At 67.8% G+C, this 19594-nt stretch carries 20 protein-coding genes; 7 read left to right on the top strand and 13 right to left on the bottom strand.

Features of this window, described 5'->3' with window-relative positions; all coding sequences use genetic code 11:
* Positions 1–14 precede the first annotated feature (14 nt).
* Positions 15–242: a DUF5302 domain-containing protein gene (locus IM660_RS07825; RefSeq protein WP_246465206.1), complete on the bottom strand. Its 228-nt coding sequence runs from the start codon at positions 240–242 to the stop codon at positions 15–17.
* Between the two features lie 119 nt (positions 243–361).
* On the opposite strand from IM660_RS07825, the gene IM660_RS07820 reads away from it, so the two are divergent.
* Complete coding sequence (locus tag IM660_RS07820) at positions 362–1414, top strand: aldo/keto reductase (RefSeq protein WP_193498775.1); 1053 nt, start codon at positions 362–364, stop codon at positions 1412–1414.
* Between the two features lie 77 nt (positions 1415–1491).
* Here the strand turns inward: IM660_RS07820 and nrdR are convergent, their stop codons facing one another.
* Entirely contained in the window at positions 1492–1950 is a 459-nt protein-coding gene (nrdR, locus tag IM660_RS07815; protein WP_193498774.1) for a transcriptional regulator NrdR, read from the bottom strand.
* 170 nt (positions 1951–2120) lie between these two features.
* Positions 2121–2444, bottom strand: a complete 324-nt coding sequence (locus IM660_RS07810) for a LysM peptidoglycan-binding domain-containing protein (protein ID WP_246465205.1) — start codon at positions 2442–2444, stop codon at positions 2121–2123.
* Between the two features lie 340 nt (positions 2445–2784).
* Here IM660_RS07810 and lexA point away from each other — a divergent pair, with 340 nt between their 5' ends.
* Positions 2785–3552, top strand: coding sequence for a transcriptional repressor LexA (gene lexA / locus IM660_RS07805; RefSeq protein ID WP_193498772.1), 768 nt, complete (start codon positions 2785–2787; stop codon positions 3550–3552).
* Between the two features lie 88 nt (positions 3553–3640).
* Here the strand turns inward: lexA and IM660_RS07800 are convergent, their stop codons facing one another.
* The 3 genes from IM660_RS07800 to hflX all read right to left on the bottom strand — a co-directional run bounded on the left by IM660_RS07800 (position 3641) and on the right by hflX (position 8282).
* Positions 3641–4597 carry an L-lactate dehydrogenase gene (locus tag IM660_RS07800; protein ID WP_193498771.1) on the bottom strand — a complete coding sequence of 319 codons (957 nt, stop codon included), beginning with the start codon at positions 4595–4597 and terminating at the stop codon, positions 3641–3643.
* A gap of 84 nt (positions 4598–4681) precedes the next feature.
* Positions 4682–6610, bottom strand: coding sequence for an ATP-dependent DNA helicase (locus IM660_RS07795; RefSeq protein WP_210769135.1), 1929 nt, complete (start codon positions 6608–6610; stop codon positions 4682–4684).
* A gap of 163 nt (positions 6611–6773) precedes the next feature.
* The gene (gene hflX, locus IM660_RS07790) at positions 6774–8282 is read right to left on the bottom strand and encodes a GTPase HflX (RefSeq protein ID WP_193498769.1); all 1509 of its coding nucleotides are present in this window, start codon (positions 8280–8282) and stop codon (positions 6774–6776) included.
* A 123-nt stretch (positions 8283–8405) separates the two neighbouring features.
* Between hflX and IM660_RS07785 the strand changes: the two genes are divergently transcribed.
* Positions 8406–9002, top strand: a complete 597-nt coding sequence (locus IM660_RS07785) for a class I SAM-dependent methyltransferase (protein ID WP_246465204.1) — start codon at positions 8406–8408, stop codon at positions 9000–9002.
* Between the two features lie 48 nt (positions 9003–9050).
* Here IM660_RS07785 and IM660_RS07780 read toward each other — a convergent pair whose 3' ends face one another.
* From IM660_RS07780 to miaB, 5 genes are read right to left on the bottom strand one after another with little or no spacing between them, the layout of a single operon-like run.
* Complete coding sequence (locus tag IM660_RS07780) at positions 9051–9986, bottom strand: diaminopimelate epimerase (protein ID WP_193498768.1); 936 nt, start codon at positions 9984–9986, stop codon at positions 9051–9053.
* The gene (gene miaA / locus IM660_RS07775; RefSeq protein ID WP_193498767.1) at positions 9983–10903 is read right to left on the bottom strand and encodes a tRNA (adenosine(37)-N6)-dimethylallyltransferase MiaA; all 921 of its coding nucleotides are present in this window, start codon (positions 10901–10903) and stop codon (positions 9983–9985) included. Before miaA ends, IM660_RS07780 begins: the two co-directional genes overlap by 4 nt.
* Before the next feature lie 45 nt (positions 10904–10948).
* Entirely contained in the window at positions 10949–11446 is a 498-nt protein-coding gene (locus tag IM660_RS07770; RefSeq protein WP_193498766.1) for a VOC family protein, read from the bottom strand.
* A 28-nt stretch (positions 11447–11474) separates the two neighbouring features.
* Positions 11475–12332, bottom strand: coding sequence for a helix-turn-helix domain-containing protein (locus IM660_RS07765; RefSeq protein WP_193498765.1), 858 nt, complete (start codon positions 12330–12332; stop codon positions 11475–11477).
* Between the two features lie 30 nt (positions 12333–12362).
* A complete protein-coding gene (gene miaB, locus IM660_RS07760) occupies positions 12363–13919 on the bottom strand; it encodes a tRNA (N6-isopentenyl adenosine(37)-C2)-methylthiotransferase MiaB (protein ID WP_281389318.1) in 1557 nt (518 codons plus the stop codon).
* Between the two features lie 164 nt (positions 13920–14083).
* Between miaB and IM660_RS07755 the strand changes: the two genes are divergently transcribed.
* The 4 genes from IM660_RS07755 (at position 14084) to IM660_RS07740 (ending at position 17518) form a co-directional block, all read left to right on the top strand.
* A complete protein-coding gene (locus tag IM660_RS07755; RefSeq protein ID WP_193498764.1) occupies positions 14084–14881 on the top strand; it encodes an amino acid ABC transporter ATP-binding protein in 798 nt (265 codons plus the stop codon).
* Positions 14882–14937: 56 nt separating this feature from the next.
* Positions 14938–15843: a glutamate ABC transporter substrate-binding protein gene (locus IM660_RS07750; RefSeq protein WP_193498763.1), complete on the top strand. Its 906-nt coding sequence runs from the start codon at positions 14938–14940 to the stop codon at positions 15841–15843.
* Positions 15844–15941: 98 nt separating this feature from the next.
* Positions 15942–16616 (top strand): amino acid ABC transporter permease, encoded by a 675-nt coding sequence (locus IM660_RS07745; protein ID WP_193498762.1) that lies wholly within the window; start codon positions 15942–15944, stop codon positions 16614–16616.
* Positions 16613–17518, top strand: coding sequence for an amino acid ABC transporter permease (locus tag IM660_RS07740; RefSeq protein WP_193498761.1), 906 nt, complete (start codon positions 16613–16615; stop codon positions 17516–17518). The genes IM660_RS07745 and IM660_RS07740 overlap by 4 nt, the downstream gene beginning before the upstream one ends.
* A gap of 108 nt (positions 17519–17626) precedes the next feature.
* Here IM660_RS07740 and IM660_RS07735 read toward each other — a convergent pair whose 3' ends face one another.
* Together IM660_RS07735 and recA are read right to left on the bottom strand one after the other, a co-directional pair.
* Positions 17627–18205, bottom strand: a complete 579-nt coding sequence (locus tag IM660_RS07735; protein WP_246465203.1) for a regulatory protein RecX — start codon at positions 18203–18205, stop codon at positions 17627–17629.
* A gap of 164 nt (positions 18206–18369) precedes the next feature.
* On the bottom strand, positions 18370–19422 hold the full coding sequence (gene recA, locus IM660_RS07730) for a recombinase RecA (RefSeq protein ID WP_193498760.1): 1053 nt from the start codon (positions 19420–19422) through the stop codon (positions 18370–18372).
* Positions 19423–19594 lie beyond the last annotated feature (172 nt).

The following is a 19594-nucleotide window of genomic DNA, read 5'->3' as shown; positions in this document are numbered from 1 at the left end:
TCCACATCCGACGCTCAGCCCGACTTGCGGCGGAAGACGCGTCGGCCTCCCGCACCTTCGACCTCCGGTCCGTGCACGGCTCCCGTGTTCCGGGCACCACGCGCACTCGGATGATCGCGCTCGGCCTTGCGTTCCAGCGCTTCGCGCATCCTTGCCTTCGCCGACGCCATGGGGTCCGGTTGCTCAGACGGTGATGCTGCGACGTCCACCGCTGGACTCGGTACTTCCGACTGCTGTGCCACAGTGCCTCCTCAGGTGCCGTCCTGGATGACCTGGCGGTCCGGGCCCGGGCGGCACTACTCGGCCCACCCCCAAGAGTGCCCCGGATGCCGCACGAGCACCAGAGAAATAGCATCGAGGCATGAGCACGCCGTTTCACGCCGCCCCGACCCGTTACGACTCGATGCCCATGCGCCGGTGCGGACGCTCCGGACTCGACCTGCCAGCCATCTCCCTCGGCCTCTGGCAGAACTTCGGGACCGATCGCTCGCCGGAGACGCAACGGGAGATCGTGCTGCACGCCTTCGACCGCGGCATCACCCAGTTCGACCTCGCGAACAACTATGGTCCGCCCCGCGGCGCTGCCGAGGAGATGTTCGGGCGGATCCTCGCCACCGATCTCGCGCCCTACCGACACGAGCTGGTGATCGCGACCAAGGCCGGGTACCGGATGTGGCCGGGCCCCTATGGGGAGGGCGGCTCACGCAAGTACCTGCTCGCCTCGCTGGAGGCGTCGCTGCGACGTCTCGGTGTCGACTACGTCGACATCTTCTACAGCCACCGGTTCGATCCGACCACTCCACTGCACGAGACGCTCGGAGCGCTGAAGACCGCAGTCGATTCCGGTAAGGCTCTCTACGCGGGGATCTCCTCATACTCAGCCACGCGAACGCGAGAGGCGATGGCTGTCGCCGACCGGATCGGCCTGGATCTCCTCGTGCATCAGCCCTCGTACTCGATGATCAACCGCTGGATCGAGCGACCGGACTCATCCGGCGAGAGCGTACTTGACGTCCTGGGCGAGACAGGCCTGGGAGCCGCTGTCTTCTCACCGCTTGCACAGGGGATGCTCACGCGCAAGTACCTGCACGGAGTGCCTGAAGGTTCCCGAGCCGCGGCAGGGGGACCGCTCCACACGTCCTTCCTCAGCCAGGAGAACCTCTCGCGTATCCAAGCCCTGAACGCGATCGCGGGCCGTCGCCACCAGACGCTGGCACAACTGGCGATTGCCTGGGTACTCCGCGACCCCCGGATCACCACCGCCCTCGTCGGCGCCTCCAGCGTGGCTCAGCTCGACGACACCCTCGGAGCGCTGGAGAACCTGCACTTCACTCGCGATGAGTTGCGTGCCATCGACCGGCACGCCCAGGACGGCGATATCAACATCTGGGCACACCGGTCGAGCAACCTCTGACAGGCCCACATGCGTCGGTCCTCGCCGGTGATGGCCCAGGCTTCCCCTCCCAGGCCACCACCGACTGTCTAGGGGAGCTACCGCGCGGCGTCGCGATCCACTCGGAGGGCGGTGATCGCCGCCTCGAAATCCTCCAACGAGCAGAAGGACTGATAGACGCTAGCGAAGCGAAGGTAGGCGACCTCGTCCAGGGCCCGCAGAGGTCCCAGGATCGTCAGACCGACCTCATGTGCATCGACCTCCGCCACACCCGTGGAGCGGACGGCCTCTTCGACCTGCTGAGCCAGCAGCGCCAGGTCATCATCGGAGACAGGACGACCCTGACAGGCCTTACGTACGCCCGCGATGATCTTGTCGCGGCTGAACGGTTCCACAGCGCCTGACCGCTTGGCCACGCTCAAGCTGGTGCTCTCGACGGTCGTGAAACGCCGCCCGCACTCGGGACACTGCCTACGTCGACGGATGGAGGCTCCGTCGTCAGCCGTGCGTGAATCCACCACACGGGAGTCGCTGTGACGACAGAACGGACAATGCACCGGTCGGGATCCCTCTCCTCGAACGAGTGGCCGCACCTACCATATCTGCGGCAATCACATCAGTGTAACTACTAGATGTAGGGAAACCGTAGACATCAAGCAGGCCCCAACGCAAGTAGTCGTCACGAGGGCGATGCCAAGACTGCCGAGGCACGGGCGATCGCGGCCGCTCAGCCCTCCACTGGAATGCTCAACTGCTGCCCGGCATGCACCGTGGAGTCCGCCAGACTGTTCAACGTCATGATCTGATCGATCACCACACGCACGTCCTCGCCCGGACCCGCCGCCTGCTGGGCGATTCCCCACAGGCTCTCCCCCGGGCCGACCGTGACCGTGGCCACCTCGGACGGCAGAGCCTCATCCGCGGGCAGCGCGAGACCGAGCAGAGAGCCGATCCCGGCAGCGACCACGAGCGCCAGGACGCTGAGAACGATCTGCCCACGAACCGTGAGCCGCAGGCGCCCCTCGGCCGACCGGGCCGGATGCGAACTCACCTGGCGATCACTGTCCGGTGACACAGCCGGCACCGAGCGCGGTCGCTCCGCTGGCAGTACAGAGGGTATGGACGGCGCTCCGGGAGCGAAAGCGGGCACGGCCACGAGATGACGACGTCGGGCCGATACGGGGGCGATCTCCGGGACGGGAAGGGCCAGGGCGCTCATCTGCGCTCTCCTCTCACTAGTGCTCTCGGCGAGTGTTCACATCTAGCGACTCGAACACTCGTTCGTCGAACATCTGTTGCGACAGTAGCACGCATGTGCGAGAGTTGTCGACACGCCAATCGAACAGATGTTTCCGAAGTGTCGGTGCTCGCCGTAGGGTGAATACCGACACATGCAGAGCACACCACCGACCACTGACATCGACGCCACCGTCGACGCCCGAGGCACCTTGGAGGAAGCCGTGAGCCCCGCGAAGCCAGCCGACCCGAAGGACCGTCCCGGACCGGACGGGCTCAGCCCGCGTCAGCGGAAGATCATGGACTCGATCCGCATCAGCCTGGAGAAGAAGGGGTACCCACCCACGATGCGCGAGATCGGCCAGGCCGTCGGCCTGGCGAGCCCGTCGTCGGTGAAGTACCAGCTCCATCTGCTGGAGAAGAAGGGGTATCTACGACGCGACCCCGTCTCCACGCGGGCCATCGAGATCATTCACCCTGACGATGCTCAGGAGGTCAGTGCGGATCCAGCCACCTTCGCCATGCACGACGGCGAGGAGTCCGGCGTGCGCGCCACCTACGTCCCGGTCGTCGGGCGGATCGCCGCGGGTGGCCCGATCCTGGCCGAGCAGGCCGTCGAGGACGTCTTCCCGCTTCCTCGGCAACTCGTGGGCGAGGGAGAACTATTCCTGCTGAAGGTGGTCGGCGACTCGATGATCGATGCCGCCATCTGCGACGGCGACTGGGTGGTCGTCCGACAACAGAAGGTAGCCGAGAACGGTGAGATCGTCGCAGCAATGATCGATGGGGAGGCCACCGTGAAGACGCTGAAGCGTACTCCGGACGCTCTGTGGCTGCTACCCGCGAACGAGGCCTACCACCCGATCGACGGCACCGACGCCGAGATCCTCGGTCGTGTGGTGAGCGTGCTCCGTTCTCTCTGAGCCGACACAGCTCTCTGAGCCGACAGATGTCACTCTGATCTGCCCCAGGCCGCTCCGACCGGACATGACCTGGGCAGATCAGGACCCATCAGAATCCGCATCGCCGGGCAGTGGCACGCACAGAGGCAGCGCTTGCTTGCAACGCCGCCACCTCGGCCGCGTCCAGCGGGATCTCCAGCTGGCGGGCGACGCCCGTACGATCGACGACCGACGGTACGGACAGGCACACGTCAGAGATTCCGCGGTAGTCCCGGAGCCTGCTCGAGACCGGGAGCACGGCACCCTCACCTCGGAGAATGGCTTGGCTGATCCTCGTCGCCGCCAGCCCGATGGCATAGTTCGTCGCGCCCTTGCCCTCGATGATCCGGTATGCCGACTCGACGACCTCACGCGCAATCCCATCGCGCACCGTTGCGCCGAGTTCGCTGAACTCCCGCACCGGCACTCCCCCGATCGTCGCCGAGCTCCAGATCGGCACCTCTGAGTCCCCGTGCTCGCCGAGCACATAGGCATGGACGTTGCGCACGGCGACACCACACGCACCGGCAACCAGATAGCGCAGCCTAGACGAGTCCAGCACGGTCCCGGAGCCGAGCACCCGCCGAGCCGGCAGTCCGGAGATCTGCTGGGCGGCATAGGTCACGACGTCCACGGGGTTGGTGACCATGAGATAGATGGCATCCGGGGCGACCTCGACCAGATCCGGCAGCAACGTCCGCATCAGCCCCACGGTCCGTTCGGCAAGCTCCATCCGGCTCTGCCCCGGTCGTTGCTTCGCCCCAGCGGTCACCACGACCAGATCCGCTCCTGCGCAGATGCCGACCTCGTCAGAGCCATCGACACTGCCCATGGGCATGTACTCGATCCCATGGGCCAGATCAAGCGCCTCCGCACGGACCTTGGCGCCGTTGACGTCGTAGAGCACCACCCGGCGCGCCACACCATTGATCAGGGCCGCGTAAGCGTATGTGGCGCCGACCGACCCGGCCCCGACGACGGCGATCGTGCTCAACCCGGTGCCTGCCGACGCGGTTGCGTTGTTCATCTGCGCACCTCCACACCGTGAGAATAGCGAGTGACGCCGTTGCAGCGGCAGCCGCGGATCACTACCGTCACGACATCTCGACCGTTACGACGCCGCGAGCCGGCGAAGCGCGGCTCGCACCACCGCAGGATCGGTGGTCGGCCACAGGGGCGGCAGGCTCGCCGCCAGGAAGCTGCCGTATCGCGCGGTCCGAAGTCGAGGGTCGAGCACGGCCACGACACCCCTGTCGCTCGTTGACCGGATCAATCGTCCTGCCCCCTGCGCGAGGAGCAGTGCGGCGTGCGTGGCCGAGACCGCCATGAACCCGTTACCACCACCTGCTGCCACAACCTCAGTGCGCGCGGCCTTGACCGGATCGTCCGGGCGAGGGAAGGGAATGCGATCGATGAGGACGAGACGGTTGGACGAACCCGGGACGTCCACGCCCTGCCACAGCGACAGGGTGCCGAACAACGAGGCTGCCGGATCGGCAGCGAACTCCCGCACCAGGGTCGGCAGCACGTCATCGCCCTGCAGCAGTACGGGAGTGTCGAGCCGCTCGCGCATGGCCTCGGCGGCGAGCTGGGCGCCGCGGCGGGACGAGAACAGCCCGAGCGTGCCGCCTCCTGCGGCCGTGATCAGCTCCGCGATCTCGTCCAGCACCTTCTCGTCCGTGCCGTCGCGGCCCGGCGGCGGCAGGTGCTTGGCAATATAGAGAATGCCCTGCTTGCCGTAGTCGAAGGGAGACTCGACCACTTCACCGCGATAGGTGCCGGGCGCCAGTCCGAGTGCACCGCCGGTGGCATCGAAGCTTCCGCCGAGGCTCAGCGTGGCTGAGGTGAGGACGGCGGACCGGCCCGACAGGAGTTCCCCGGCGATAGGACCGGCCACATTCAGCGGGGCGACCATGAGTCGCGATCCTTCACCTGGGCGCCGCCCACGCTCGCACCAGAGCACGTCGACCTTGTCGGCCACCCGGTCCGAGAGCAATCGGTCAGCAACCTCGAAGAGCACCAGCAGTGCGCTCTTGGCCATGCTCATCCCGCCGGCCGCGTCGCCCTTGCCCTCCCCCTTCATGGTCGCCATGCCCTCACGTGCGGCGTCGGCGATGGAACGAACGACGGCGGTCAGCTCGGTGGGCAGGCCCGTCTGCAGTCTGCCTTCGGGTACCTGCATCAGCAGTGTGCGCAGCTCGGCCGCGGCAGCGTCCATCTCCGGCAGAGCCACCCCGCCATGACGCCGGGCAGTCCGGGCGGTGCGTTCGACGACCGCGGCCGAGAGCTCAACCGTGGCCTGAGCGGTCACCCGGTCGGAGAGTTCGTGTGCCTCATCCACGAGGAGGATCTCGTGCTCGGGCAGCACCTTGGGGGATCCGGAGGCGGCGATTCCGAGCATGGCGTGATTGGTCACGACCAGATCGGCTTCCCGCGCGGCTGCACGAGCCCGCTCAGGGAAGCACTCCTCCAGCAATGGGCACTTCTGTCCCAGGCACTCCATCGAGGTGATCGAGACCTGACGCCAGGCTCGCTCACTCACTCCGGGGACGAGGTCGTCCCGGTCGCCGGTCTCGGTCTCGGTCGCCCACTCACGCAGCCGCACCACCTGGCCGCCCAGGCTGTCCTCTGCGGCCTCCTCTCCCGGGTGCTCCTCGGCCGCCGACGGCGCAGCCTCGCTCGCGGAGAAGAGCGCACCTTCGTCGTCGTCCGGGTAGCCGCCGGCAAGCTTGTGCTTGCACACGTAGTTGTGCCATCCCTTGAGCAGGGCGACCTCGGGTTGCCGCGGCAGACGGTCGGCGAGCGCGTCGGCCACCAGGGGGAGGTCGTGCCCGATGACCTGGCGCTGCAGCGCCAGGGTGGCGGTGGAGACGATCGCGCGCTGACCAGACGTGACGGCGTGCATGAGGGTGGGGACCAGGTACGCGAGCGACTTCCCCGTCCCGGTTCCGGCCTGCACGAGCAGGTGGCTGCCGTCGTCGAGCGTGTCCGCCACGGCCCGGGCCATGGCGTGCTGGCCCTCCCGGCGGGCGCCGCCCATCGCCGCCACGACCGCATCGAGCACCGGATCGATCGGGTGCTCGTCGGCGGTGCCGGTCGGCCTATCGGCCGTGGTGGTGGGACGAGCGTCAGCGGGCACCAGACGACGGTAGCGTGGACCGCCGCGGTCCGCCGACAACGACGGGCCGAGGTATGGAAACGCCTCAGGAGGCGGCGCGGGCGGCCGCATCGAGCTCGACCGCCAGCGCCTGGTCCACACGGGCAACGAGGCGTGTTCCCTCGGCGAGGTGCTCGGTGGAGATCACTTCGCCCGCGGTGTGGGCGCGGTGGAGCAAGTCACCTCGGGAGTAGGGCACCACGAGGTCGACCTCCGCGGCCGGGCGAGGAAGCAGTTCGGCGATCTTCGCCTGCAGCTCGGCCACTCCCGCGCCGGTCTTGGCTGAGACAGCGATGGCACCGGGCTCGCGGGTGCGCAAGCGCGCGAGGGTCTCCGGTTCGGCGAGATCGGCCTTGTTCAGGGCGATGATCTCGGGGATGTCCTTGACGCCCTCGATGTCGCGGAGCACGTCCCGGACTGCGGTGAGCTGCCCCTCCGGACCGGGGTGAGAGGCGTCCACGACGTGCAGGATGACGTCGGACTCCCCCACCTCCTCCAGGGTGGAACGGAATGCCTCGACCAGCTGCGTCGGCAGATTGCGGACGAATCCGACCGTATCGGCCAGCGTGTAGAGGCGTCCGTCGGCAGTCTCGGCGCGACGGACCGTGGGGTCCAGGGTCGCGAAGAGCGCGTTCTGCACCAGCACTCCGGCCCCTGTGAGCCGGTTCAGCAGCGACGACTTCCCGGCGTTGGTGTACCCGGCGATCGCCACCGACGGCACCGCGCCGGTGCGGCGCGAACTGCGGCGTGCGGCTCGCCCTGGTGCCATCCCCGCGATCTGCCGTCGCAGCTTCGCCATCCGGGTCCGGATGCGACGCCGGTCCAGCTCGATCTTGGTCTCACCGGGTCCGCGCGAGCCGATGCCCTCACCACCGGCAGCCCGGCCACCGGCTTGCCGTGACATCGACTCACCCCAGCCACGCAGGCGGGGCAGCAGGTACTCGAGCTGGGCGAGCTCCACCTGCGCTTTACCTTCGCGGGACTTGGCGTGCTGGGCGAAGATGTCGAGGATCAGAGCCGTCCGGTCGATCACCTTGACCTTGATCACGTCCTCGAGTGCGCGGCGCTGCGAAGGCGCGAGCTCGGAGTCGACGATCACGGTATCGGCACCCGTACTCTTGACCACGTCGGCCAGTTCGGCTGCCTTACCGGAGCCGATGTAGGTCCCGGGATCGGGCGCGGAGCGGCGCTGCAGCAGACCGTCGAGGACCTCCGAACCGGCGGTCTCGGCCAGTGCTGCCAACTCCCGGAGCGAGACTTCCGCATTCTCGGCGCTCCCGCGCGTCCACAGGCCCACGAGCACGACCCGCTCCAGACGCAGTTGCCGGTACTCGACCTCGGTGACGTCCTCGAGTTCGGTGGAGAGCCCGGCAACACGTCGCAGCGCAGCACGCTCGTCGAGGTCGAGCTGGTCACCGTCGTGGGCGCTGTGCTGATCGCCGGAGGCCTGGATGGCCGTTCCCGCCCTCGCCAGGATCCGGGCGACGACATCCTGCGCGCGGTCCTCGGTGGAGGCGTCCGGGTGCGGCGTCGTACGGGCGGAAGGTGCGGTCATGGTGTCCTCTCGAGCGGCAATGTGATGCTCTACGATCCCACCTGCTGCCGCCTGATCCAAGGGATTTCACCCAGAGCACACGCACGCCACCCAGCCGCGGGCCGATGGGTAGGGTGGACGCTCGTGAACAGCCACTACTTCACCTCACCCGAGGGCCCGGGCCGACGGCGCACACTCACCATCACGCTCCGAGGCACCCAGGTGCAGGTACAGGTGGACTCCGGCGTGTTCTCGGCCGACCGGCTCGACCCCGGTACCACGGTGCTGCTGGAGACGGTCGGCGACCCTCCGCCGTCGGGGACACTGCTGGACCTGGGATGCGGCTGGGGACCGATCGCGCTCGCGCTGGCCCGGGCCAGCCCGGCCGCCCGCGTGCTCGCCGTCGACGTCAACGACCGGGCCCTGGAGCTCACCCGACTCAACGGGGCCGGCCACCACATCGAGGCCTGGCGGCCGGAGGAGCTGCTGGCGGTCGAGCCCGACCTTCGGCTGGATGCGTTGTGGTCGAATCCACCGATCCGGATCGGAAAGCCGGCCCTCCACCAGCTGCTACGCACCTGGCTGCCCCGGTTGCGGCCGGGAGCGCTGGCGCACCTGGTGGTGGCCAAGAACCTCGGCTCGGACTCGCTGCAGCGGTGGATCGGTGCCGAGCTGGGGCTGCCGGTCGAACGGGTCGCCAGCTCCAAGGGATTCCGGGTGCTGCAGGTGCAGGGCGCCTGAGCCCGCGCACGTCTGTGTACCTGCGCGCCAGACTGCTCCCGGGATCGACTACAGCGGCGTGACGCGGCCCACCAGCTGCGCCGGCCCGGCGAGCTCGACATGCTGCTCTGCCAAGGCTCGCACTCGCAGCGTGCCACCAGGAACCTGTACCTGCCACTCATCAGGTGCGCCGTCCCCGAACCAGGTGCGCACCGCGAGCGCCGCAGCGCAGGCGCCGGTGCCACACGAAAGCGTCTCCCCTACGCCACGTTCGTGCACCCGCATCCGGACCACGCCCATGGTGACCGTGCCGGTCACCTGACCGTCACGATCCACCTCGTCGACCTCCTGCTCCCCCAGCGGGAGGACGAACTCCACATTCGTGCCGTGCTCGGGCGAGGGGTCCACGCCCGGCGCCCGGTGCAGGTCCAGTTCGTCGAGCTCGTCCGCCGATTCCACCGCCACGACCGTGTGAGGGTTGGGCAGGTCGAGCCGAAGGCCAGGGCGTTGCTCGGTCAGGCCCGGGACCACCACACTGACGTCGAAACCCTCGGCGAGTGCATCCGGTCCGCCGGGGGCCGACCAGACCCCCATGTCGACGGCGTATTCCTCACCTTCTCGCCGAACCTGCAGCACGCCCGCACGGGTCGCGATCGCGGTGGATCCGCCGTCGGGCAGGTCGAGCAGGTTCTCGTGGCGCAGGAAGGCGGTGAACACGCGGATGCCGTTGCCGCACATCTCCGCGACGGAGCCGTCGGCGTTGCGGTAGTCCATGAACCACTCACTGTCAACACTGTCGGCGCCCACCACTCCCGCCGGGACGCCGGGGGCGCTGGTGCGCACGGCGCGGATGACACCATCGGCGCCGAAGCCGGTGTGCCGGTCGGCCACGGCGGCGATGGTCTCGGCGGTCAGCTCCGCCACGCCGTCGGGATCGGCGTAGAGGAGGAAGTCGTTGCCCGTACCGTGGCCCTTGACGAAAGTGGGCAGATCCGCTGCGTTCACCCGATCAGCGTACGTGCCCGGTCCAGCAGATCGTCCCCTGGGGTGAGCCAGGTCACCCGTGGGTCACGGCGGAACCACTTGCGCTGCCGGCGGGCGAGCTGCCGGGTGGTCAGCGCCGTGCTTTCGATCGCCTCGGCCTCGTCGCACTCCCCCCGGATCCACGCGATCGCCTGGGCATAGCCGACGGCACGGGAGGCGGTGCGGCCGTCCTCGAGCCCCTCGGCGAGCAGCAGCTCGGTCTCGGCCGCGAGCCCCTCGGCGAACATCCGCCGGGCGCGGGTATCGATGCGCCGGTCGAGCTCGCCGGTGGGCAGGTCGATGCCGATCTGGACGGCGGGGATCTCGTAGGTGTGATCGGGCAGGTTCGCCGAGAATGGGCGGCCGGTGATCTCGATGACCTCCAGGGCGCGCACGATGCGGCGGGTGTTGGCGCGGTCGATCCTGCGTCCGGCCTCCGGGTCCTGCCGGGTGAGCTCGCCGTGCAGCACCCCAGGGCCCTCCTCAGCTGCGCGACGCTCCCAGGCGGCGCGGACGGCCGGATCGGTGCCGGGGAACTCGATCCGATCCAGCAGCGCTCGCACGTAGAGCCCGGATCCGCCCACCACGATCGCTGCCCGGCCGCGTCCATGGATGGCTGCCACATCGGCCCGTGCCTGCTGTTGGTAGCGGGCGACACTGGCCTCCTCGGTCACCTCCAGCACGTCGAGCTGGTGGTGAGTGATACCGCGGCGCTCGTGCGGACCCAGTTTGGCGGTACCGATATCCATCCCGCGGTAGAGCTGCATCGCGTCGGCGTTCACGATCTCTGCCCCGGATGTGCCGCCAAGCCACTCGGCGAGATCGAGCGCGAGATCCGACTTGCCGGTGGCGGTGGGCCCGATCACGGCGATCACCGGGGGATATACGCGTTCGACCATGGGGCACGAGCCTACCGATACCGGGCACGGGGACCCGAGTGCTCCTCACCCCTGCGTTGCCATCCATTCGGCCACCCGGCGCTGTGCTTCCTCGTCGGAGACGTCCTCGACGCGCGTCATGATCGCCCACCGCTGGCCGAATGGGTCCAGCACCGAGCCATACCGGTCCCCGGTCACGAACGTGCTCACCGGCTCGCGCAGGGTGGCACCCGCAGCCACGGCCCTGTCCACGATGTCGTCCACGTTGGGGCAGTACAGGCAGATCGAGTGGGTCACAGTGTCGGCCGTGTCGGCTGTGTCGGCTGTGTCGGCTGTCCCCGGCGCCACCAGCCCGAACGCGGGATTGGCATCGCCGAGCTGCAGGCGCCCGTGACCAAAGTCAAGCTCGGCGTGCGCGACGCTCCCGTCGGGAGCGTCCGTGCGCGAGACCAGCTCGGCACCGAAGACGGAGGTGTAGAAGGAGATCGCTCCGGCACCGTCGGAAACGACGATGAACGGAGTGAGGGAGGTGTAGCCGGCGGGGATGGGATTCACATGCGTCATAGTTGCCACGATCCCTGGCAACGGCGTGTCAGGTCTTGTCGGAATCCGCCACGTCCGCGCGGAACCGTCCGGGTGGTCGACCGACCACGCGCGTGAAGTCCCGGGTGAAGTGCGCCTGATCGCCGTAGCCGAGCTCGATGGCCAAGGCGGCCAGCTCGACGTGCTCCTCCTGCCCGCCGGAGAGCTGATCCGCCGCCTCCTGCAGGCGGCGGCGCTGCAGCAGCCACTTCGGGGTCAGGCCGATGCGGATGCGGCAAACGCGCTGCAGGTGCCGTTCGGAGATCCCGACGGCGTCCGCCAGCTCCCGGACGGTGTGCACCTCGAACCTGTGACCACCGGGCACGGGGTCATCTGGTGGGTCCACGGTGTCGACAATCGCGTTCGCCAGAATCCCCTCGTCATCGACCGGCCCGCACACCTGCCGCACCCACTCCTGCAGATGCCGGGCTGCGGAGGTCTCCTCCGGCGTCGGGCGGCTCATGTGCGCACGCACCCGGGCGCAGAGGGTGGCGAACTCGCCCGGGAGGTCGGTGACGGTCGCGTCGGCGATCTCGTTCAGCGGCCGGCGCAGGATCAGGAAGGCTGCGGCTGGGCGCAACAGCACCCCGACCGCCCAGCCGGTGCCGGTGAGTTCGCGGGTGCCAAGGCCTGCGTCCACGCCGTAGAAGGCTGCCTCGTCGGCCAGGACGGCCACGTTTCCCCCGGGGTACTGCAGGATCTCCTGCCGCACCCGCTCCCCCGGTGGCAGCGCCCACCGCGGCACCCAGACGTGCCGGACCAGGTCCGTGACGTCGTCGGCGGCGGCATAGCGCGTGACGTGCACGCCAGGGCGACGGGCCGAGTCCGGCAGGACCCCGCGGGTCAGCGGTGGGGAAAGATCAGCCATGGCGAGCCCAGGAGGTTCGGTTCGACGGCGCTACTGGGTGGGCCGCAGCGAGGGCATACCCAGGGTGACGGGCCCGCCGGCCGGCGCTCCGCCGTCGGGGGTTCCGGGCGCGGCGTGGGAGTGCCCGCCTTCCTTCCGCGCCTGCCACGCATCCCCGGCGCGGGTGCGGCGAACCTCGAAGGTGCCCCCGGCCAGCCCGGAGTCGGCGATCAGGTGGTGAGGCGCGGAGCGGGTGATGGTGGCGGTGACCATGTCGCCGGGGCGCGGCCGCTCCATCTCGGGGAGGTTGGCCATGTGCTCGGGGAGACCGACATGCACAAGCCGGTTGTCTTCGGCTCGGCCGCTCAGGCGCTGTGTGGCGGAGTCCTTACGGCCCTCGCTCTCGGCGATGAGCACGTCGAGCGTGCGGCCGATCTGGGCCGCGTTCTCCTCCTCGGAGATGCGTTCCTGCAGGGCTGCCAGGCGGGCGTACCGCTCGGCCACGACATCCGGGGGAACCTGATCGGGCAGGTCGGCGGCGGGGGTACCCGGGCGCGGGGAGTACTGGAAGGTGAAAGCGCTGGAGAAACGGGATGCCTCGACGACGTCGAGCGTGGCCTGGAAGTCCTCCTCAGTCTCCCCGGGGAAGCCGACGATGATGTCAGTGGTGATCGCGGCGTGCGGGATCTGCTCGCGGACCCGGTCGAGGATGCCGAGGAATTTCGCACTGCGGTAAGAGCGGCGCATCGCACGCAGCACCCGGTCCGAGCCGGACTGCAGCGGCATGTGCAACTGCGGCATGACCGAGGGCGTCTCGGCCATGGCATCGATCACATCCTCGGTGAACGCAGCAGGGTGCGGAGACGTGAACCGCACCCGCTCCAGCCCCTCGATCCGGCCGGTGGCTCGCAGCAACTTGGCGAACGCCCCCCGATCGCCGAAACCCACCCCGTAGGAATTGACGTTCTGGCCCAGCAGGGTGACCTCGATGGCACCCTGTGCCACGACCGCCTCGACTTCGGCGAGCACCTCCCCGGGCCGGCGGTCGCGTTCCTTACCCCGCAGGTGCGGCACGATGCAGAAGGTGCAGGTGTTGTTGCAGCCGACGGAGATCGACACCCAGGCGGCGTACGAACTCTCCCGTTTGGTGGGCAAGGTGGAGGGAAACGTCTTCAGCGACTCCTCCAGCTCGACCTGCGCCGTCTGATTGTGCCGGGCACGTTCGAGCATGGCGGGCAGCACGTCGATGTTGTGGGTCCCGAAGACGACGTCCACCCACGGAGCGCGATCGACGATGCCCCCTTGGTCCTGCTGAGCGAGGCATCCACCGACGGCGATCTGCAGGTCGGGGTTGGTCTTCTTCAGGCTCGCCAGCTGGCCCAGGTTGCCGTACAGGCGGTCGGAGGCGTTCTCACGGACGGCGCAGGTGTTGATGACGACGACGTCGGCGCCTTCCGCCTCCGCCATCAGCGAACCGGCGCCGCGCGTGGTCGCCGGGGTGTAACCCGAATCCTCAAGCAGCCCGGCCATGCGCTCGGAGTCGTGCACATTCATCTGGCAGCCGAGCGTGCGCACCAGGTAGGTGCGGGGGCGGTCGAGGGTACTCACGCGTACTGATTCTACGGGTTCGCCCTCAGGAGTTCGCGGCTACCCGCAGCAGCGAGACGAAGCGGACCGGAACCCAGCCGAGGCTGACCGCCGCCGCGCGGATCGTTTCCGTTCTGTGACCGATGTGCCTCGCCCGCGTCACACTTACGGGTTAGGTTGCGTCTATGACTGACAGTTTCGTGAACTCCGTCACACCCGACGGCGAACGCGTGCCGAGCCACTCCGGCGAACCGCTCGTGGTGCTCTCCGACGTCAACAAACACTTCGGGGAACTGCACGTGCTGCAGGACATCAACCTGACCGTGCATCGCGGCGAGGTGGTGGTGGTGATCGGGCCGTCCGGCTCCGGAAAGTCGACCCTGTGCCGGGCGATCAACCGGCTGGAACCGATCGACTCGGGCACGATCACCCTCGACGGACAGCCGCTGCCCGCTGAGGGGAAGGCACTGGCGCGCCTGCGGGCGGACGTGGGAATGGTGTTCCAGGCATTCAACCTGTTCGCGCACAAGACGATCCTGGAGAACGTGACGCTCGGGCCGATCAAGGTCAAGCGGATGAAGACGGCTGCGGCGAAACAGCGGGCGATGGAGTTGCTGGAGCGCGTGGGGGTGGCCAACCAGGCCGACAAGCTCCCGGCGCAGCTCTCCGGCGGTCAGCAGCAGCGGGTGGCGATCGCCCGGGCACTGGCGATGCAGCCGAAGGTGCTCCTGTTCGACGAGCCGACTTCGGCGCTCGACCCGGAGATGGTGAACGAGGTGCTCGACACCATGGTCGCCCTCGCCAAGGAAGGCATGACGATGGTGGTCGTCACGCATGAGATGGGCTTCGCCCGCAAGGCTGCCGACCGCGTGGTGTTCATGGCGGACGGCCAGATCGTCGAGGAGGCCGAACCCGAGAAGTTCTTCACCGATCCACAGAGCCATCGTGCCCAGGACTTCCTCGGGAAGATCCTCTCCCACTAAACAGACCCGCCGGACTATTCGACCGAGCAGAACTCGCACAACCAGAAGGAGACATGATGAAGAGCACGCGCGTAGCGCTGGCGGCATTCGCCGCCGTAGGGGCATTGACGCTCGCCGCCTGTAGCACAGCCGAGCCCGGCGCAGAGGAGACCGACACCGAGGCCGGTGAGGAGATGACCGACGACGGCGAGGACTCAGGCGACGAGGGTGGCGACTCCGGTGACATGGAGACCCTGAGGATCGGCATCAAGTTCGACCAGCCGGGCCTGGGCTTTCAAGACGGTGGCGACTACACGGGCTTCGACGTCGATGTCGCCCTCTACGTCACCGAGCAGCTCGGCTACAGTGCCGATCAGATCGAATTCGTCGAGGCGCCGTCAGCCCAACGCGAGACGATGCTGCAGAACGGCCAGGTGGACATGATCTTCGCCACGTACTCGATCACCGATGAGCGGGACGAAGCCGTCGACTTCGCCGGCCCCTACTTCGTCGCGGGGCAGGATCTGCTGATCCGGTCCGAAGACGCTGGGACCATCACCGGCCCGGAAGCGTTGGACGACCTGAACCTGTGCTCTGTCTCGGGCTCCACCTCGGCCCAGCGCGTCAAGGACGAGTACGCGGCCGGCGCGAACCTCATCGAGCAGCCGGGGTACTCCGAGTGCATCCAGTTCCTCACCGGAGGCCAGGTCGATGCCGTGACAACCGACGACATCATCCTGGCGGGACTGGCGGCTGCTGAGGGCAGCGGAAGCCTTCAGGTCGTCGGCGCGCCATTCTCGGAGGAGAACTACGGCGTCGGGCTCCCCGAGGGCTCGGACCTCTGTGAGGACATCAACACCGCCATTCAGGCCATGATCGACGATGGTGCCTGGGAGGCAGCGGTGACGGCGAACACCGATGGCACCGGCTACACGCCGAACGCCGACCTGAACCCACCGGAGATGCGCGGCTGCGCATCCTGACGTGAGTGAGCCGGGGGTGGGACCTACGACAGGCCCCACCCCCGGTCCTGTTCTGCCGCGCACAGCACGCGGCCCGGTCAAGAGGAGAGGTGGTGCTCGTGAGTGAGTTTCTCGACACGTTGAGCGGCTATGACATCGCCGGTGCGTACTGGGTGAATCTGAAGCTCACCGCGTTCGCGGCGGTCCTTGCCCTGGTGCTTGGGACGACACTGGCGATGATGCGCATCTCACCGGTGACGTCGCTGCGCTGGGCCGGCACGACCTATGTCAATGTCGTCCGGAACATGCCGTTGACCATCATCATGGCATCGATGATCCTGGTGCTCTGGCCGCAACTGGGCCTCACTTTGGCAGACGACTTCGCCACAAACTTCTTTCGGCTGGCCGTGATCGCGCTGGCCGTGTATCACGCGTCGTTCGTGTGTGAGTCGATTCGCTCCGGAGTGAACACCGTGCCGGTCGGACAGGCGGAAGCAGCCCGGGCGATAGGCCTGGCATTTCTTCCCGCCGCACGCCTGGTGATCCTTCCACAAGCCTTCCGCGGGGCGATCGCACCGCTCGGGAACACGTTGATTGCGTTGATCAAGAACAGCACGGTCGCAGCGGCAGCCTCGGTTCCGGAGATCTCGGTGCTCATGCGCGAGATGGTCGAGAACGACGCCAACTTCGTGGTTCCCATCTTCCTGACCATCGCAGTCGGGTTCGTGATCATCGTCGTGCCGGTCGGCGTGCTGACGACCTATCTCTCTCGACGATTGGCGGTCTCCCGATGAGCGCCCAGGCAGTTCTCTTCGACACCCCAGGGCCGAAAGGCCGCCGGAACATTGCCATCGGCAACGTCGTGGGCACGGTCATCGTGCTCGGTGTGCTCGCCTGGGCCCTGGTTCAGATGGGCTCGAAGGGGCAATTCGACCCCGCCAAGTGGGCAGTGATGGTCGACCCGGAGACGTGGCAGTTCTACTTCCTCCCTGGGCTGCAGAACACCCTGACAGCCGCAGCGTACGCGATCGTGCTGGCTATGGTGTTCGGGCTCCTCTTCGGTGTGGGCCGACTGGCGTCCAACTCCGTAATCCGGGGATTCTGCGGACTCGTCGTGGAGTTCTTCCGTGCCGTGCCGGTGCTCATCATGATGATCGCAGGCTGGTTCTCCGCGGCTCTCCTATTGAACATCCCGCCAGAGGACGCACCCCTGTTCGGGGTTGTTGCGGGTTTGACTCTCTACAACGGCTCAGTCATCGCCGAACTCGTGCGTTCGGGCGTCCATGGACTGCCGAAGGGGCAGCGAGAGGCGTCGCTCGCCATCGGGATGACGCGAGGCCAATCATTGCGATCGGTCGAGCTCCCCCAGGCGCTCATCGCCATGTTGCCCTCGCTGATCAGCCAGTTCGTGGTGATTCTCAAGGACACAGCGCTCGGCTACATCATTACCTATCCCGAACTGCTGCGATCTGCGCGCCTGGTCGGTTCGGACGCACCGTTCCCCATCCTGCAGGCCATGGCCGTGGCGGCGGTGCTGTTCATCGTGATCAATTTCCTGCTCTCGTGGGCGGCGGGCCGGCTGGCTCGACGGTTCGGAGGCCGCTCTAGTGACTCCGGGAAGCCAGCACCTCGGGTCGGGATCACGACCGGCTTGGCCGGTACCGCGGACACGCGGGACGAGACCGGAGGAAACTAACACCAACGAGGCGCGCCACGTACACACATGGCTACGCACGGCTACATCGGCTCGCAACAGCAGCAGTCAGGACGGACGTGCACCGTCGACGCGGCAGCGGATCGTCGTTCAGGGCGTCTCCGGGAACGGGTGTGCGCCGAATTGCTCATCGTCACGGCATAGCACCTCGTCCACAACCCCGAGTGCAACGCCAGGCCCATACCCCTTCCGAGCCAGCATGCTGACCAGCCGGCGCCGACGCTTCTGCGGGTCGAGTCCGGCGGTGCTGCGAGCCTTCCGCCGCACCAGTTCGCGAGCGCGATCGCGCTCGTCCTCGGGCTGGATCGCTTCCAGCGCCGTCTGGGCAGTCTCACGGTCGATGCCCTTGCGCTCGAGCTCCTGGGCGAGAGCCCGCCGGGCGAGTCCGCGGTCCCCGTGGCGGCTGCGAACCAGCATCTCGGCGTAGGCTGCGTCATCGATCAGGCCCACCTCGGTGAAGCGGTCGAGCACTTTCTCGGCGACGGCGTCGGGGACGTCCTTGGCTGCCATCGCCTCAGCCAGCTGCGCACGCGACTGAGGTGCGGCGTTCAACTTGCGCAGCGCGATCGTGCGCGCCACACCCTCGGGATCCGGTTCTGCATCCTGGGCGGCGGCGCCTTGGTCGGGCGGTTCCTGCCCGCGCACCGGACGCCGTCGGGCGGCTCTCACTTCGGGACCACTCCCCTGGTTCAACTCGCAGACCACGCTGCTACGACGGACCTACGTACTGCCACACCCCACGCGACCGGGACAACCGGGAAGGGCGCCGGCCGCCGTCGGGGTTCACGACCAGAATCCCGACGGCGACCTGATGCGGTCAGCATGTGCCTCGATCAGAAGTCGACGGCCTCAGCTGCGTCTGCGTCTTCCGTGACGGCCTCCAGCTTGACCCCGATCCCGAGCTTGGTCTTGATCTTCTGCTCGATCTCGACTGCGAGCTCGGGGTTGTCCTTGAGGAAGCGGCGAGAGTTCTCCTTGCCCTGCCCGAGCTGATCGCCCTCGTAGGTGTACCAGGCGCCGGACTTGCGAACGATGCCGTGCTCCACACCGAGGTCGATGAGGCTGCCCTCGCGGGAGATCCCCACGCCATAGATGATGTCGAACTCAGCCTGCTTGAACGGCGGCGCCATCTTGTTCTTCACGACCTTGGCGCGGGTACGGTTGCCGACCGAGTCGGTGCCCTCCTTGAGGGTCTCGATCCGGCGCACGTCGATGCGCACCGAGGAGTAGAACTTGAGCGCCTTACCGCCGGTGGTGGTTTCCGGCGATCCGAAGAAGACGCCGATCTTCTCTCGGAGCTGATTGATGAAGATCGCCGTGGTGCCGGAGGCGCTCAACGCACCGGTGATCTTGCGCAGGGCCTGCGACATCAGCCGGGCCTGCAGGCCGACGTGACTGTCGCCCATCTCGCCCTCGATCTCCGCCTTCGGCACGAGCGCCGCGACGGAGTCGATCACGACGATGTCCAGCGCACCGGAGCGGATCAGCATGTCCATGATCTCCAGCGCCTGCTCTCCCGTATCCGGCTGGGAGACGAGCAGCGCGTCAGTGTCCACGCCGAGCTTCTTGGCGTACTCGGGGTCAAGTGCGTGCTCAGCATCGATGAAGGCAGCGATCCCGCCGTTCTTCTGCGCGTTCGCCACCGCGTGCAGGGCCACGGTCGTCTTACCGGAGGACTCCGGGCCATAGATCTCGATGATCCGCCCGCGCGGCAGCCCGCCGACACCGAGGGCGACGTCGAGCGCGATCGAGCCGGTGGGGATCACCTCGACCGGCGGACGTGAGTCATCGCCGAGGCGCATCACCGAGCCCTTACCGAAGGCACGGTCGATCTGTCCGAGGGCGGCTTCAAGAGCCTTAGTGCGGTCTGCGACTGGTGCAGCCATCTCTTCACCTTCTTGTGTCTCTGGTGGCGGGGCAACCCGCCTCGTCTACGGCTAGGACTGGTCTCGTCAGGGCCCGCCCTCTCCGGACGGCTACCTGGACGCAGGCTATGTCCGACCACTGACATCCGATACCGGCCGGCCACTGGTTGTGGACGGCGCACCATCGTCCATG

This window comes from Ruania alkalisoli (assembly GCF_014960965.1).
GTDB classification, from domain to species: Bacteria; Actinomycetota; Actinomycetes; order Actinomycetales; family Beutenbergiaceae; genus Ruania; species Ruania alkalisoli.
This window is presented reverse-complemented; position numbering and strand designations above follow the sequence as displayed.